Annotated in this window: 11 protein-coding genes; 2 read left to right on the top strand and 9 right to left on the bottom strand. The window is 71.3% G+C overall.

Going from position 1 to position 15229, the window contains the following annotated elements; all coding sequences use genetic code 11:
* Position 1 precedes the first annotated feature (1 nt).
* From K338_RS0116495 to fdhA, 8 genes are all read right to left on the bottom strand, one after another.
* On the bottom strand, positions 2-1522 hold the full coding sequence (locus K338_RS0116495) for an asparagine synthase-related protein (protein WP_022919267.1): 1521 nt from the start codon (positions 1520-1522) through the stop codon (positions 2-4).
* A gap of 24 nt (positions 1523-1546) precedes the next feature.
* On the bottom strand, positions 1547-3391 hold the full coding sequence (locus K338_RS0116490; RefSeq protein WP_157612571.1) for a hypothetical protein: 1845 nt from the start codon (positions 3389-3391) through the stop codon (positions 1547-1549).
* 12 nt (positions 3392-3403) lie between these two features.
* Positions 3404-3901: a beta/alpha barrel domain-containing protein gene (locus K338_RS0116485; RefSeq protein WP_022919265.1), complete on the bottom strand. Its 498-nt coding sequence runs from the start codon at positions 3899-3901 to the stop codon at positions 3404-3406.
* 118 nt (positions 3902-4019) lie between these two features.
* On the bottom strand, positions 4020-5192 hold the full coding sequence (gene proB, locus K338_RS0116480; RefSeq protein ID WP_022919264.1) for a glutamate 5-kinase: 1173 nt from the start codon (positions 5190-5192) through the stop codon (positions 4020-4022).
* Positions 5189-6697 carry a GTPase ObgE gene (gene obgE, locus K338_RS0116475; protein WP_022919263.1) on the bottom strand — a complete coding sequence of 503 codons (1509 nt, stop codon included), beginning with the start codon at positions 6695-6697 and terminating at the stop codon, positions 5189-5191. The genes proB and obgE overlap by 4 nt, the downstream gene beginning before the upstream one ends.
* 136 nt (positions 6698-6833) lie before the next feature.
* Positions 6834-7091: a 50S ribosomal protein L27 gene (gene rpmA / locus K338_RS0116470; RefSeq protein WP_022919262.1), complete on the bottom strand. Its 258-nt coding sequence runs from the start codon at positions 7089-7091 to the stop codon at positions 6834-6836.
* Between the two features lie 50 nt (positions 7092-7141).
* A complete protein-coding gene (gene rplU / locus K338_RS0116465; RefSeq protein WP_022919261.1) occupies positions 7142-7462 on the bottom strand; it encodes a 50S ribosomal protein L21 in 321 nt (106 codons plus the stop codon).
* Positions 7463-7734: 272 nt separating this feature from the next.
* The gene (gene fdhA, locus K338_RS0116460) at positions 7735-8946 is read right to left on the bottom strand and encodes a formaldehyde dehydrogenase, glutathione-independent (protein ID WP_022919260.1); all 1212 of its coding nucleotides are present in this window, start codon (positions 8944-8946) and stop codon (positions 7735-7737) included.
* 294 nt (positions 8947-9240) lie between these two features.
* Between fdhA and K338_RS0116455 the strand changes: the two genes are divergently transcribed.
* Positions 9241-11241, top strand: a complete 2001-nt coding sequence (locus K338_RS0116455) for a hypothetical protein (protein WP_027286951.1) — start codon at positions 9241-9243, stop codon at positions 11239-11241.
* Between the two features lie 61 nt (positions 11242-11302).
* Here K338_RS0116455 and K338_RS23450 read toward each other — a convergent pair whose 3' ends face one another.
* Positions 11303-14257, bottom strand: a complete 2955-nt coding sequence (locus K338_RS23450) for an Rne/Rng family ribonuclease (protein WP_051154931.1) — start codon at positions 14255-14257, stop codon at positions 11303-11305.
* 551 nt (positions 14258-14808) lie between these two features.
* Between K338_RS23450 and K338_RS0116445 the strand changes: the two genes are divergently transcribed.
* Positions 14809-15219: a hypothetical protein gene (locus K338_RS0116445; RefSeq protein ID WP_022919259.1), complete on the top strand. Its 411-nt coding sequence runs from the start codon at positions 14809-14811 to the stop codon at positions 15217-15219.
* Positions 15220-15229 lie beyond the last annotated feature (10 nt).

The following is a 15229-nucleotide window of genomic DNA, read 5'->3' as shown; positions in this document are numbered from 1 at the left end:
GTCACGCCTCGACGAACCGACCGACAGTGCGCTGCGGGTCGATGCCGGGCAGTGCGGCCACGAAGACCTGGAAGTAGGCCAGCTCCTCCCGAGTGCGCAGCGGCGGCTCGAGGGACGGCGCCGCAGCGGCCAGGTCCTGGGCGGTGACCTGCTGCTCGAAGTGGTCCCGCAGCACAGTGTTCATACCGGTGCCCTCACCGAACTGTTCCTTGCGCCGCCAGAGCACCTCCTCCGGGAGCCAGCCGTCGAAGGCCTGCCGGAGCAACCACTTCGCCGGCCGGTCCTCTTCCAGCAGCTTCCACCCGGGCGGCAGGGCCAGGGCCAGCTCCACGAAGTCCAGGTCGAGGAACGGCAGCCGGGGCTCGATCCCGTGCGCTGCAGCGACCCGGTCCACCCGCTGCAGGCCGCCGATGTGCATCCCCTCCAAGGTGGCCAGCAGGTCCTCGTGCAACGCCTCCCCGGTGTCGTGCCGCCCGTAGTGGCTGTAGCCGGCGAACAGCTCGTCGGCACCCTCACCGGCGAGCACCACCCGCACGTGCTCGGCCGCCAACGAAGCGACCAGGTGGTGCGGTACCGCGCTGTGCACCAGCGTGGGGTCGAAGGACTCCAGCTCACCGATGATCTGTGGCACGAGCCTGATCGCGTCCTCGGCGGTGTACACCAGCTCGTGGTGGTCGGTGCCCACGTGCTCGGCCACCGTGCGGGCTGCCGCCAGGTCACGGCTGCCCTCCAGACCGACAGCAAAGGTCGGCAGCTGTTCTCCCTGGCGGGCCGCCAACCGTGCGGCGATCGCGGCGACGATGCTGGAGTCCACTCCTCCGGAGAGCAGCACACCTACCGGCACTGTGGCGTCCAGGTTGCGTTGCACCGCCCGCACCAACGTCTCCCGGATCGCGTCGAACACCCACGACGGCGGTGCCTCCCCCGGCGCACGACTCTTCAGCAGCACCGGGGCGCTCCCGGGAAACGCCGGACCTGCCACCAGCCCGTCCGCCGGTGTCCAGGAGTGCCCGGGCGGGAAGGGTTCCACCAGCGGCCGCCAGTCCTCGTCGAAGGCCTTCAGCTCCGAGGCGAACAGGGTGGTCTCGCCGCGCCGGGCCCAGTACAACGGCGCGATACCCAGCACGTCCCGAGCGGCGGCGAAGGATCCGTCCGCCCCGGCCACAACTAGCGCGAACGTCCCCCACAGCTCCTCGAACGCAGCCACGCCCTCGTCCTTGTAGAGCTGCAGGGCGGCCTCCAGGTCCGATCCGGTGGCGAACCGGTCGCTGCCCAGCCTGGCCCGGATGCGCCGGTGGTTGTAGATCTCGCCGTCGCCGACCAGGGCGATGTCCCGCCTGCTGCCGGACAGCGGTTGGGCACCGGTCTGCGGATCGGTGATCGCCAGGTAGCGAGCACCCACCCAGGACGGTCCCACCTGCCGCCCGCCACACCCGTCCGGGCCACGGTGCGCCATCCGCGCCAGCATCCGGTGCCCGAGCCGCTCATCGAAGGGGCCGTGCGCTGCAACGATCGCCGACATGTCTCCTCACTCGTCCGCGTGTGCTCACCACGGTAGCCCGGTCGGTCCGGACCAGTCCGGCAGGTACTCCCGGGTGGCCTGGTCCACGGCCATCGTGTAGGTCCAGTCGGTCCGTCCACGTGCTCCCCAGGCGCGCCAGCCCTGCCGGTCGCTGTGCGCGAGCACCTGCACCCCGGGCGGCACCCACGGCAGCGCCATCGGGGCGAACAACGGTAGGTGCGCCACCGCCTGGCAGAACTGCCGCCACCTGCTGGCCAGCTGCGTCCGGGACCACGGCCCCAGCACCACCATCACCCTGCGGTGCCCGATCCGATGGGCGACCAGGTCGATCTCCCAGCCGAACCCGGCGCGCACCTCACGCGGGGTGGCCGAGAGCACCACTGCGCGGGCGGTGCGGGCGTAGCGCTCCACGTGCTGCTGCCACTCCTCGTTGCTGAAGCTGGCCCGCGCTGCACCGATGGGGGGCAGCCGGGTGCCGGGTGGGGCGATCGCGATCACCGGACCGGTCATGGACAGCTGACGCACCAGCACCTCCTCGAACCGCACCCGGCGCAGCACGGTGAGCCCACCGATCAGCCCGCGCCGGCGGAGCAGACCCGGCATGCGCAGCGTGTCCTCGTCGAAGCTGCGCAGGTACAGGTAGTGCGGTCGCCGGTCGTGGGCGAGCACCTGCGCCATCCCGGCGGCACGGAGCCGTTGCCCGAGCAGGTCGAGGGCGAACAGCACCAGCAGACCGGGAACGAGCAGCACGAACAAGGCCGACAACGGGTTGCGTCCCAGGTGCATGGCCAGGGTGTAGAACTGGCCCACCAGCGGCTCCGGGCGCCCGGCCAGCCCGGCTGCGGAGGTCACCGGCCAGCCCGGCACGAACGAGCCGTACACGGCGACGAGCAGGTAGACCAGCAGCAGCACCGGCAGCAGTCCGTAGGCGATCGTGGTCAGGGCCACGCCGAGCACACCACGGGCGCCGGTGTCCGCCAAGGACACCCTGCGCCCGCGTTCCACCGGGTGCGGTGGTGCGAACCGGTAGGTGAGGGCCAGCAGCGCGATGGCCGGCACTCCGAAGATCACCGCAGCGCCCATGGCACCGTCGTCCCCTTCGACGGCGAGCGCCAGCACCAGCACCAGGAAGGAGCCGGCCAGCGTCCACACCACCTTGCGTACCGCGCGCCCGGTGCGGGCCAGCAACACCTGCCGGGTGAGGTCCTGCACCCGGGGCGGGTCCGCCGTCATCAGGTACCGCGGCCGCAGCAGTGCGGTGATGCTCCGCCACGGGAGCACGAGCACGGCCCAGAGCAGGGACGGGCCGACCAGTGCCATGACGATCGCATCCACCAGCCCGTACTCGACCCGTTCCACCTCGCCGTCCATCGCGGCGGCGACCCCTTGGGCCACCCATGCCGTCTCCTGCGCACACGCTCGCGGGTCATCGCGGGAACAGGTGCTGCTGACCTCCACGAAGACAGCGTCGTTCTCCGCCTCGAGATCCTGCACCCAGCGCCGGACCAGCTGGTCCGATGCCGGCAGCCACCACACCTGCTCCTCGCCGCCGGCCAGGACGCTGGCCTCGGGCAGGGTGTGACCGTCCGGCTGCTGCCACAGCGCCGCGCCCCGGGCGGTGCTCGCCCCGTCGCAGCGTACTGTGCTCCAGGTGATCTGACCTCCCGGGCCGGTCCAGACCCACTCCTGGCCCACATCGCAGGCATCCGAACGCCCCCACTGGGAGAGCTCGGTGGAGGTGGCCGTGCCCCACTCGTCCCCGGGGCTCCACGGCGGCGTCTCGTCTGCTGCAACGGGCAGCGTGCTGCCCAGCACGACGGCGCAGCTCACCAGCAGCAACAGCCCCACCCGGGTCAGGGCTCGCCTCATCATCCCCCTTGGTCAGGCCGGCCGGGCGTAGCCGGGGGGCCAGATCACCTCGACCGGCAGGCCGAGCTCGCGGGCGTGTGCTACGACCTCGGCGGAACCCCCGGTGCCGCGGACCGCACCGCCGTCCCAGATCGCCAGCAGCAGGTCGGCCTCGGCCAGCATCGCCAGACCGGCTGCACGGTAGGCAGCGGGCGAGGGCGCAGGGTGGTCGAGGGTGCGCACCGACGCAGCCGCGGTGCGCAGCTCGGTGAAGCGACGCTGGTCCGGCTCCGGCAGGCTCTCGGCGTACCCGGCCGCTGGGACGATCACCTCCAGCGGGAGGCGGCGCTGCACGGCTGCCTCCGCGACCAGCTGGTCTGCTCCCTCGGCGAGGTTGGTGACCACCCGCACCGGACCGGCGGCGGACAGCGTCTCCAGCAGCAGCACCACCCGGGACCGGATGTGCTCAGCTGCGGCGTCGTCGAAGGCGCGGTGACCGGTGACCGCGAGGCGCACCTCGGCCTTCGACATACCTGCGTGTGGGCGCCTCGCCCTCATCCGCCTCCCCTTCGCACGAGCAGTCCAGTACCGCCCGGCCGGGTCGGCCGCAGCGTTCGCACGGTCGCCATCCTGCCACCTCGGCGGCGGATCACGGAGAGGGAGAGGTCCCCATCTGCTGGCGGGGCTGGTGCACGGCGACCAGGTCGTCACGGTGCACCACCTCCCGGTCGTTGCCGTCGCCGAAGCTCTCCCGCAGCTGGGCCGAGGTCCGGCCCATGCGGGTGGGGAGCTCGTCCGCGGAGTAGGCCACCAGCCCGCGGGCCACGACCACCCCTCGGGTGTCCACCAGGTCCACCGGGTCGCCCACCTCGAACTCGCCGTGCACCCCGGTCACCCCGGCCGCCAGCAGCGACTTCTTTCCCACGGTGATTGCCCGCACCGCACCATCGTCCAGGATCACCTGGCCGCGGGTGTGTGCTGCGTGCGCGAGCCACAGCCGCCGGGTGCGGATCCGACGCCCGGTCGGCGCGAACCAGGTGCCCACATCCGCGCCCTGCAGAGCTGCGGCAGCGTTCTCCGCGCTGGTCAGCAGCACCGGGATGCCCGAACCCGTGGCGATCCGGGCGGCCTCCACCTTGGTGACCATCCCCCCGGTGCCCACGCGCGAGCCGGGAGCGGTGATCTCCAGTCCGTCCAGGTCCTCCGGCCCGGTCACCAGCGGTACCCGGGCGCTGCCCGGCCGTGATGGTGGGCCGTCGTAGAGGGCGTCCACGTCGGTGAGCAGCAGCAGCACGTCCGCGCGGGTCAGGTGCGAGACGAGGGCGGCGAGCCGGTCGTTGTCCCCGAACCGGATCTCATGGGTGGCGACGGTGTCGTTCTCGTTCACCACCGGCACCACACCGAGGTCGAGGAGACGGTTCAGCGCGCTCTGAGCGTTCCGGTAGTGGCTGCGCCGGATCACGTCCTCCACCGTGAGCAGCACCTGTCCCACGTGCAGCTTGTGGGTGGCGAACGCGCGGGTGTAGTGCGCCATCAGCAACCCTTGCCCCACCGAGGCGGCCGCCTGCGCCATGGACAGCTCGCGTGGCCGGCCGGACAGGCCGAGCACGGTCAGCGCGGAGGCGATCGCACCAGAGGAGACCAGCGTCACCTGGCTGCCTGCCTCGATCCGGCGGGCAAGCACGTCCACCAGCCGGGTGAGCTTGACCACGTCCAGCCGTCCGGCGGCATCGGTGAGCGAGGACGACCCGACCTTGACCACCAGCCGGTGGGCGCGTGCGGGGTCGGTGAGCGCAGCGCGGTCCTGCAGCGCCGGCGTCACGACCGCCGGTCCTCGTCCTCTGCCCACAGCTCCTGCCGGGCTGCGGCCTTGGCGTCCATCCGCTGGTGGAACTGCTCCCGTTTCTCCGCCCGGGTGGGTCGGCTGCGGTCCTCCAGGCGCGCGTCGCTGCCACGGGGTCCGACCAGGTGCTCAGCACCGGTGGTCATCGTCGGCTCCCAGTCGAAGACCACCCCGTCCGGGCCGTCGCCGATCACCACCTCGTCGCCAGCCTGCGCACCGGCGGCGAACAGCCCTTCCTCCACACCGAGCCGGGCCAGCCGGTCGGCCAGGTAGCCGACTGCCTCGTCGTTGGCGAAGTCGGTCTGCCGCACCCACCGTTCCGGCTTGTCACCACGCACCAGGTAGTAGACGTGGTCGGTCTGTCGCCTGGTGATGGTGAACCCGGCGTCGTCCACGGCTGCTGGGCGGATCACGATCCGGGTCGGCTCCGGGGCCGGTTCGGCGGCGCGAGCCGCTGTGACCAGCTCGGCCAGCGCGAAGGTGAGCGGCCGGAGCCCCTCGTGGGCCGCCGTCGAGATCTCGAATACCCGCAGCCCGCGCTGCTCCAGCTCGGGTCGGACCAGCTCGGCCAGGTCGCGCGCCTCGGGCACGTCGATCTTGTTCAGCGCCACCAGCTGGGGGCGCTGCGTCAGCGGCAGCCGCCCCCCGGCGATCCCGGTGTCCGCCAGCGCGTCGGCATAGGCGGCCAGCTCGGCCTGGATCACCTCCAGGTCGCTGATCGGGTCCCGACCGGGTTCCAGGGTGGCGCAGTCGAGCACGTGCACGATCACCGCGCAGCGTTCGATGTGCCGGAGGAACTCCAGACCCAGGCCCCGACCTTCGCTGGCGCCGGGGATCAGACCGGGCACGTCCGCCACGGTGAACCGTGCCGAGCCGGCCTGCACCACTCCGAGGTTGGGTACCAGCGTGGTGAACGGGTAGTCGGCGATCTTCGGCCGCGCCGCGGAAAGTGCGGCGATGAGCGACGACTTCCCCGCACTCGGGTAGCCCACCAGGGCCACGTCCGCGACCGTCTTCAGCTCCAGCACCAGGTCCCGTTCCTGGCCGGGCTCACCGAGCAGCGCGAACCCGGGGGCCTTGCGCCGCGGAGAGGCCAGCGCAGCGTTGCCCAGACCGCCGCGGCCACCCTCGGCGGCCACGAAGGAGGTGCCGGCACCGACCAGGTCGGCCAGCACGGTGCCATGGGTGTCCTTGACCACGGTGCCGTCCGGGACCAACAGCTCCAGGTCGTCGCCGTTGCGGCCGGTGCGCATGTCCCCCATCCCCTGGGTGCCGCTGGTGGCCCGCCGGTGCGGGGCGTGATGATAGTCCAGCAGCGTGGTGGTCTGCGGGTCGACGACCAGCACCACGTCCCCACCGGAGCCGCCGTTGGCTCCGTCCGGCCCGCCCAGGGGCTTGAACTTCTCCCGCCGCACGGAGGCACAACCGTTGCCGCCGTCCCCGCCCCGCGCGTGCAGGACGACCCGGTCGACGAAGCTGGTCATTCCTTGGTTCCCTCCGCTGGGGTGTGCGCCCCGCCAGCCGCTGGTGTGCTGCGGCCGACGCGGTGGCCACCCTGAGAAAAAGACGGCGGGGGCCCAGCGACGTTCGCCGCTGCGCCCCCGCCGGAGGTCTGTGGGATCAGGCGTCGGCCAGGACGACGTCCACGATCCGGCGGCCGCGCCGGTTGCCGAACTGCACCGATCCGGCCTCGAGCGCGAACAGGGTGTCGTCCCCGCCGCGGCCCACGTTGCTACCCGGGTGGAAGTGGGTGCCCCGCTGGCGGACGAGGATCTCGCCGGCCTTCACGGTCTCGCCGCCGAAGCGCTTGACACCGAGCCGCTGCGCGTTGGAGTCGCGCCCGTTCTTGGATGAGCTGGCGCCCTTCTTCGTTGCCATGGTGGTGGCCCTTTCGTCTGTAGAAGCTGGATGCCGAGGTGCCGGTGACCTCAGCCGATGGCGGTGACCTTCAGCCGGGTCAGCTGCTGGCGGTGACCCTGCCGCTTGCGGTAGCCGGTCTTGTTCTTGTACTTGACGATGGAGATCTTCGGCCCCTTCTCGTCCCGCACCACCTCGGCGGTCACGGACACCTTCGCCAGCGCATCGGCCTCGGAGGTCACCGTGTCGCCGTCGACCAGCAGAACGGGCTCGAGCTGGACGGAGTCACCGGCGTCGGTGGAGACCCGGTCCACGACGACGATGTCGCCGACGGACACCTTCTCCTGACGGCCGCCGGCCTTGACGATCGCGTACACCACGTTCTTGCTCATCTCTGTCGCTCGCATCGGTCTGGGCACCCGGTCGCTCACATCGAGACGGCGGCGGCCGCAGACATGCGGCCGCGCCCTGGAGCGCGCACGGGTAACGGTGCTACTGAGGCACCGCCGTCCAAGATTACGCGAGTGTGGGCATGTGGGGCAAACCACCACAGCGTGACCTGGCTCTCCTTCGGCGCCGAGACGGGCGGTGACCGACGGTCAGCGAGGAACGCCTGGACGCGCGGCGGCTGCCCTAGTCAGCCACCGCGCGTGGTTCGCAGTGCTCAGAGGTACCCGTTCGGGTCGAGCACGTACTTCACCGCCGTCCCGGAGTCGAAGTCGGCATAGCCCTGCGGCGCCTCGTCCAGGCCGATCACCGTGGCGTTCACGTTCTTCGCGATGTTCACCCGGTCGTGCAGGATCGCGTTCATCAGCCCGCGGTGGTACTTCATCACCGGGCACTGACCGGTGACGAACGCCAACGACTTGGCCCAGCCGGTGCCCAGGCTCAGGGACAGCGAACCCTTCTTCGCCGCCTCGTCGCTGGCACCCGGGTCACCGGTCACGTACAGGCCGATGATGCCCAGCGACCCGCCGGATCCGGTGATGTCCATCAACGAGTTCAGCACGGTGGCCGGCTTCTCCGTACCGGCGTCGCCGCCGTGCCCGCGAGCCTCGAAGCCGACCGCGTCGACCGCGCACTCCACCTCGGGCACGCCAAGGATCTGCTCGATCTGCTCGCCCGGCTCACCCTTGGTCAGGTCGATGGTCTCGCAGCCGAAGGCGGCCGCCTTCTCCAACCGCTTGGCGTTCATGTCGCCGACGATCACCACTGCGGCACCGAGCAGGAAGGCGCTGGTCGCAGCGGCCAGCCCGACCGGTCCGGCACCGGCGATGTACACAGTGGACCCGACGCCCACCCCGGCGCTGACGCAGCCGTGGAACCCGGTGGGGAAGATGTCCGAGAGCATGGTCAGGTCCAGCATCTTCTCCAGCGCCTGGTCCTTGTCGGGGAACTTCAGCGCGTTGAAGTCCGCGTACGGCACCAGCACGTACTCGGCCTGTCCGCCGACCCAGCCGCCCATGTCCACGTACCCGTAGGCGCTGCCGTACCCGTCCGGGTTGACGTTCAGGCACACGCCGGTCTTGCGCTCCTTGCAGTTCTTGCACCGCCCGCAGGCGATGTTGAACGGCACCGAGACGATGTCACCGACCTCTAGCGTCTCCACGTCCGACCCGAGCTCGATCACCTCACCGGTGATCTCGTGACCGAGGACGAGGTCCACCGGTGCGGTGGTCCGCCCACGGACCATGTGCTGGTCCGACCCGCAGATGTTGGTCGCGACCGTCTTCAGGATCACCCCGTGCGGGACCTTGCGTCCGACGTTGGCCGGGTTGACACCCGGACCGTCCTTCAGCTCGAACTCCGGATAGGGGATGTCCTGCACCTCGACCTGGTGCGGGCCCTTGTATGCGACTGCCCTGTTACCTGGCATTTGTTCTGCTCCTTCATCATCTTTGTGAGGGCGCGGGCCAGTTCCGAGCCGGACTCGACCCGCAGTGACGGCGGACCGAGGCGGCTGGGCAAACGTCGCTCGACCGTGACAGTCCGCACGATCGATGCCTTGGCGTCCCGCCGCGGCGGGACGGGTATGGTTCTTCGACGCTAGCATCGGGAGGTGGGGTCAACAACTGGTGCGGCGCACGCGTCCCGGCCGGTGCTGCATCGGACTCAACTCCCCATCGTGCCTGCCGCTGGAGGCTGTGGCGGGCCGCTAGCGTGGGGCTCGATGTCCTCGTCCCGGCCTGCACCGCCCCAGTACCCGACCACGGCCACGCTCATGCTGCTGGCCCAGCCGGGCGACCCGTTCGCGCAGGCGAGCGCTCGGGCGGAGGCTGCGCACCGGGCGATCAACGAGCTGTTGGAGCTGCTGCCCGGCGACCAGCAGCAGCTGGCCGAGCAGTTCCACCCGGCACGCCGAGCCGCCTGGTACGCCGCATCGGTGCTGCGCACCTGGACCTTGTCGGTGCAGGAGGCCGCTGTGCTGGCCTCGACCACGGTGCCCTCCTGGGCGGAGGCGCCGATGCTGGAGGACGTCTGGGTGGGCTCGGAGCCGGTCCGCCTCGCCGACGAGGCGGTCTACGGCTTCGAAGGCGCGATCACGCCGCTGCTTGCGCACCTGACCGGCGCAGTCGACGCCCTTGCCCAGGGACAGGCCACCTTCGGCACCGGCCTGCGGCGGGTGATGCTGGCGGCGGCGGTGGCGGAGTTCGCCGCGCGGACCGAGGCGGTGGTGTCGATGTTCACCGCTGCGGTGTGGGACTTCGAGCGACCCGCGATGCCTGCCCCTGCTGGCTCCTCTGCCCGGGTGGAGCTGCGCAGCGGGCCCCGCGCCCACCCGCAGGCACGCTGGGCGCACCTCGCCCGCCTGCTCTTCGTGCCAGGTCGGGTAGAGATCACCACGGCCGAGGCCACGGTCGTCATCGGAGCAGACCGACCGGTCGCCGCGCTGATGCACGTCGCGCCACCCTCTCCGCGGGCGGTGCTGAGTGGCTATGACGTGGCAGAACGGTATGCGCAGCTGCCACTGCAGGACGAGCTGGGCGCTGTGCACCTGTGCGATGCAGACGGCTACAGCCTTGGCGCCATCGCCGTGGCGGACTGGCTCAACCAACCCTGGCTGCAGGTCGGCCAGCAGGTGGCCACCACCCCGGGGGACCACCCGCAGGCGGCCCGGGACCGGCTCGTGTGGGGCCTGCAGGCAACGGGCATCGTGGACGGGGCCGCAGTGCTCGGTGTTCCGGTCCGCCGGGGTGTGATGCACCCACCGATCCACCCTGCCCTGACCGGCACCCTGCGGGCAGCCAGCCCCACACCTCCGGGTACTCCTGGCTACCAGCCACGCGAGCTGGTGCGCCTGCTGCGGCCGGGGCCGCACCACCAGCCCTACCGGGGCGGTGCCACCAAGCCTGCCGCCGCGTACAACCGCAGGTTGCAGCGGATGAAGTTCTGGCGCAAGGACACCGGACCCGCCTCTCCGATCAACTCGGTGGTGCGGTCGGCCGCTCCAGCGGCCATCTGGATCGGCGGGCTGGGCAGTGCGTACCTGTTCAGCGGGACCCTGTGGGCGCAGCTGTGCCTGCTGTGGTCCGCGGTGGCGGTGAGCGAACCGTGGCTCTGGTGGGCCTGGGTGCACCTGCGGGACCGCAGTCGGCGACCGATGACAGCGGTGTACCGACCCGGCCGCTACCCGGGCGGGACCCGCCGCTTCGCCGGCCGCGCGGCCCTGCTGTTCGACGGCACGGACATCGGTGTGCGCGGACCGTATGGCCACCTGGCGTGGGCCGCAGGTCCGTGGGATCCGCACCTGGGCATCGTGGCGGTGCATCGTCTCCTCGACGGCGGGCAGCCGTGGGCGGTCGCACTGGTCGACCAGGGTGGGCGATGGCAGTTCGTGCTGCCGATCGAGCAGTGGGCACCCGGTGGGGACCTCGCCCCGCTCGCCGGTTTTGCCGAGGCCGCGGGGCTGACCGTGGCAGATGCTCAGGCTGAGCGACTGGAGGGCGGCGCGGACGTCTTCGACGACCGCACCCCGCAGGCGCAGCGGGTGCACAGCGGCCCGCCGACCCGCGGGATGGTGATCCTCATGTTCTGGTGCCTGACCGTGGTTCCGTTCACACTGGCAGGCAACCCCTTGGCCACGCTCGCGCTGCTGGTGCTGGCCGCAGTGGCGGTGGTGCCGGCAGCGGCGCGCTCCCTGTGGCAGCGGCTGCTGTCCCGCACCACCTGACCGGAGGCACTCAGCACAGGCGGCGGGGGCCGGTGCGGGCACGCACCGAGCCGCCGAGAGGTCAGCGCGTACCGGTGCTCGCCTGGTCCCCGGCCGTCTCGTCGGTCCCGGAGGATGCCTGCCCTGCGTCCGCACTGCCGGCACTCGTGGCGTCACCGCCGCTCGTGCTGCCGGCCGTCTCGGTCGGGTCTGCGGTCGCCGTCACATTCTCGTCCTTCGCGCCCGCAGCGTCCTTGGCGTCGGCCGCACCCACTGCGGTCTTCGCCTCCTCGGCACTGCCGTGGGCGTGCGCGGCCGCAGCAGCGATGGTGGCCAGGGTCGCCTTCACCTGCTCCCGCTGCGCGTCATCGACCTCCGGCTCGACCGGTGCCGGCTTGTTCTGTTCGCTCTTGTTCTTCCGCCGACGAGAACGGGAGCCGTCGGAGCCGCCAGCGTCGGCCCCGCCGGAGCGCGACTCCACCGGTTCGGGGTGCACGATGAGCCCGCGTCCGTGGCAGTGCTCGCAGGGCTCGCTGAACGCTTCCACCAGGCCCTGACCGACCCGTTTGCGGGTCATCTGCACCAGGCCGAGGGACGTCACCTCCGCCACCTGGTGGCGGGTGCGGTCCCGGCCCAGGCACTCGGTGAGCCGTCGCAGCACCAGGTCCCGGTTCGCCTCGAGCACCATGTCGATGAAGTCGATGACGATGATGCCACCGATGTCCCGCAACCTCAGCTGGCGGACGATCTCCTCAGCAGCTTCCAGGTTGTTGCGGGTGACGGTCTCCTCCAACGTGCCGCCGGAGCCGGTGAACTTACCGGTGTTCACGTCGACGACGGTCATCGCCTCGGTCCGGTCGATCACCAGGGAACCGCCGGAGGGCAGGAAGACCTTGCGGTCCAAGGCCTTGGCAAGCTGCTCGTCGATCCGGTAGGCAGCGAAGACGTCCTTCTCCTCGGTCCACTGGTGGATCCGTTCGGTCAGGTCGGGCGCGACGGTCTGGATGTAGCCGGAGATCGTCCGCCAGGCCTCCACACCGGAAACGGTCAAGGAGGTGAAGTCCTCGCTGAAGACGTCCCGCACCACCCGGGTGGCCAGCTCCGGCTCACCCTTGAGCAGCGTGGGAGCGCTGGTGGACTTGCGGTTCACCTTGGTCTGGATGTCGTCCCACTGCTTGGACAGCCGCTGCACGTCCCGGCGCAGCTCCTCCTCGCTCGCGCCCTCGGCGGCGGTGCGCACGATGACACCCTGCCCGTCCGGGACGATCTCCTTGAGAAGCTTCTTCAGGCGCGCCCGCTCGGTGTCCGGCAGCTTGCGGGAGATCCCGGTCATCGCACCAGAGGGCACCAGCACCAGGTACCGGCCGGCGAGGGTGACCTGCGCGGTGAGGCGGGCACCCTTGTGCCCGATCGGGTCCTTGGTGACCTGCACCAGGATCGAGTCTCCGGAGTGCAGCGCCTCCTCGATGCGGCGCGGCTGCCCCTCCAGGCCGGCGGCGTCCCAGTTCACCTCGCCGGCGTACAGGACGGCGTTGCGCCCCTTGCCGAGGTCCACGAACGCGGCCTCCATCGAGGGCAGCACGTTCTGCACCCGGCCGAGGTAGACGTTGCCGACCATCGAGGTCTGGGACTTGCGCGCGACATAGTGCTCGACGAGCACGTCGTCCTCGAGCACGGCGATCTGGGTGCGGCCCTCCATGGAGCGCACCACCATCTTCCGCTCCACCGACTCCCGGCGGGCGAGGAACTCGGCCTCCGTGATGATGGACCGGCGCCGGGTAGCGTTCCGCCCCTCCTTGCGACGCTGCCGCTTGGCCTCCAGCCGCGTCGAACCCTTCAGCGCGGTGACCTCGTCACCGGAGCCGCCGTTGTCCCCTCGGGAGCGGCCACCGCGACGGCGGCGCCGACGCCGCGAGCTTCCCCCGGACTCGCCAGAACCGTTCCCGTTGCCGTTGTTGTTGCCGTTGTTGTCCGTTCCGCCAGCGTTGTCCGGTCCGGACTCCCCCGGTGTGGACGACTTCTTGCCGTCGTCTGCGTCGTTGCTGCCCGACTCGCTGCTCGACGAGTCGTCGGTGCCTGGCTTCTCCTCCGACCGACCGCTCTCGGTGCCGGTGTCCGCGTTGCTCGAGCCACCGGACCCCTTCCGGCGGCCGCGGCCGCCTCGGCGGCGCCGGCGCTTGCCTCCGCCGGACTGCCCCGAGTCATCGCTGGAGACACCGCTGGAGGCCTCGTCCTCGACGTGGTCCGCATCCTGCTCAGCCAAGCTCTCGGCGGTCTCGCTGTCGGGTTCTGCTGTCGGAGGGCGACGGCGGGACCCGGCGATCTCCGGGGCCTGGAACAGCAGTGCGGTGGCCGGGAGACGGGGCGAGCTGTCCTCCTCGGCGGTCTCGTCCTCGTCGCTGTCCTCCTCGTCCTCTGCGTGACCGTCGGGATCGGTCGAGTCCCGGTCGGGAAGGTCGATGTCGATCTGCACCTCGTCGGCAGGTTCCTCGGGCTCCTCCTCAGTACCCGGCTGCACACCGAAGGCGGCGAAGACATCCAGAGTGGGCGACGCCTCCGCCAGCTCGGTCTTCTGCGTGCTGCGGCGGGACCGCTTCGGCGCCCTGGCCGATGAGGTCGCGTCCGAGCCCGCCGGCTCGGTGGTCTCCTCCTCGACCTGGTGCCGCTGCTCCTCCTGGGCCGTGCCTTCCTCGGCGTCCTCCCTCCGGGCAGCGTCCGCCTCGGCGACGGTGGCACTGGTGGCCCGGCGGGGGCTGGTGGTGCGGCGCCTGCGCGCGGGGCGCGCCGATGCGGCGGCTTCCTTGACCGGCGTCTCCACCGGTGCCGGCTCGGTGGCGGCCACCGGTTCGGTCTCCACCGGTGCCGGCGCGCCCCCCGCACTGCTAGCCGGCTCCTCCTGCTCCACCGGTGCCGGGGCGGTCACCGGAGCGGTGGCCCGCCGGGCCCGGCGGGGCTTGCGCTGCTGCGCGGCCTGCGGCTCCTGCGCCTGGGCTTCCTGCGCTGCGTCGGTGGATTCGGTGTTCTGTTCTTCTGACACGGGGATGCTCCCGGGTGCCACCGTGCCCCAGCCATACCCACCTGGTGCTCGGAGGCAGTCTCGTGACCCTTGGTGGGCCTGATGTTCACAAAGTCGTTGTGCTCCGGCCTCGCGAGTGCTCGCGTCGACCCTCTGCCAGCGTCATCACGAACCATGTGGGCCCGTTCGCCGGGTGGTCGGTCCCGGACCGCGCCGAGCCTCTCGGCGGCGCGTGTTCCGCAACCCCAACTACCTTTGCTGATGTCGCTGGGTGATACCGGCAGGTACGGACGCGCCGGTCACCGGTAGCAGTATCGCACAGCGGGGCCGTCTGCACCGGCAAGCCAGCGGCGCGCCGCCCCGGCGCTGGCCGGCGCACCCCCGCCCGCTGCGGGGCAGCACCACGGCGGGTACCGCCGTCGAGAGTGGGACCTACGTCCCGGAAAACACCTCCGCGGCGCGGCCTACGGTGGGACGACAGCACTCTCGAAGGACGGTTCCCGTGCGCAACCTCGCGTCCGACCAGCAGCGTGCCTGCACCGGCTCTGCGGGCCCGCTGGCAGACTGGTGCCATGCTTTCCGGACACCTGCCCTCCCTGCTCGTGGCGGCTGTCGGGCTGGCGCTGCTCGGTGGGACGATCTGGGCACGGCGCGGGCGCTCGAAGGCGGCCCGGTTCTGGATGCCGCTCAACCTCCGCGGCGACTGGATGCTGGAGCGGTGCGTCCTGCTGGGGGCACCCACGTTCGGTCTGATCATGCTCAGCATCGCGCTGATGGCGGCGCTGGACTCGCCGACGGCGACGGCGATCGGCGGTTTCCTGATCATCATCCTGCTGGCTCTGCCCGGCGTGTACTTCATCCTGGCGTTCCTGCCGGTCCCCCGCTGGCTCTACCCCCGCTGGGCGCGGGAGGTCCTGACCTGGCGCACGGAGGCGAACGCTGGACTGGACGTGTGGTTGGCCGAGCGCCGGTCGCACCGCTGAGGCTCCCTCG

This window comes from Ruania albidiflava DSM 18029 (assembly GCF_000421225.1).
Lineage (GTDB): Bacteria > Actinomycetota > Actinomycetes > Actinomycetales > Beutenbergiaceae > Ruania > Ruania albidiflava.
Note: the sequence above shows the minus strand (reverse complement) of the source record. Positions and strands in the feature narration are given on the sequence as shown.

Excerpts from the sequence above, each read along its gene's own strand:
- K338_RS0116455 (WP_027286951.1), top strand. The coding sequence starts at position 9,241 with ATGTCCTCGTCCCGGCCTGCACCGCCCCAGTACCCGACCACGGCCACG.
- K338_RS0116495 (WP_022919267.1), bottom strand. The coding sequence starts at position 1,522 with ATGTCGGCGATCGTTGCAGCGCACGGCCCCTTCGATGAGCGGCTCGGG.
- K338_RS0116490 (WP_157612571.1), bottom strand. The coding sequence starts at position 3,391 with ATGAGGCGAGCCCTGACCCGGGTGGGGCTGTTGCTGCTGGTGAGCTGC.
- obgE (WP_022919263.1), bottom strand. The coding sequence starts at position 6,697 with ATGACCAGCTTCGTCGACCGGGTCGTCCTGCACGCGCGGGGCGGGGAC.
- K338_RS0116485 (WP_022919265.1), bottom strand. The coding sequence starts at position 3,901 with ATGTCGAAGGCCGAGGTGCGCCTCGCGGTCACCGGTCACCGCGCCTTC.
- fdhA (WP_022919260.1), bottom strand. The coding sequence starts at position 8,946 with ATGCCAGGTAACAGGGCAGTCGCATACAAGGGCCCGCACCAGGTCGAG.
- K338_RS0116445 (WP_022919259.1), top strand. The coding sequence starts at position 14,809 with ATGCTTTCCGGACACCTGCCCTCCCTGCTCGTGGCGGCTGTCGGGCTG.
- rpmA (WP_022919262.1), bottom strand. The coding sequence starts at position 7,091 with ATGGCAACGAAGAAGGGCGCCAGCTCATCCAAGAACGGGCGCGACTCC.
- rplU (WP_022919261.1), bottom strand. The coding sequence starts at position 7,462 with ATGAGCAAGAACGTGGTGTACGCGATCGTCAAGGCCGGCGGCCGTCAG.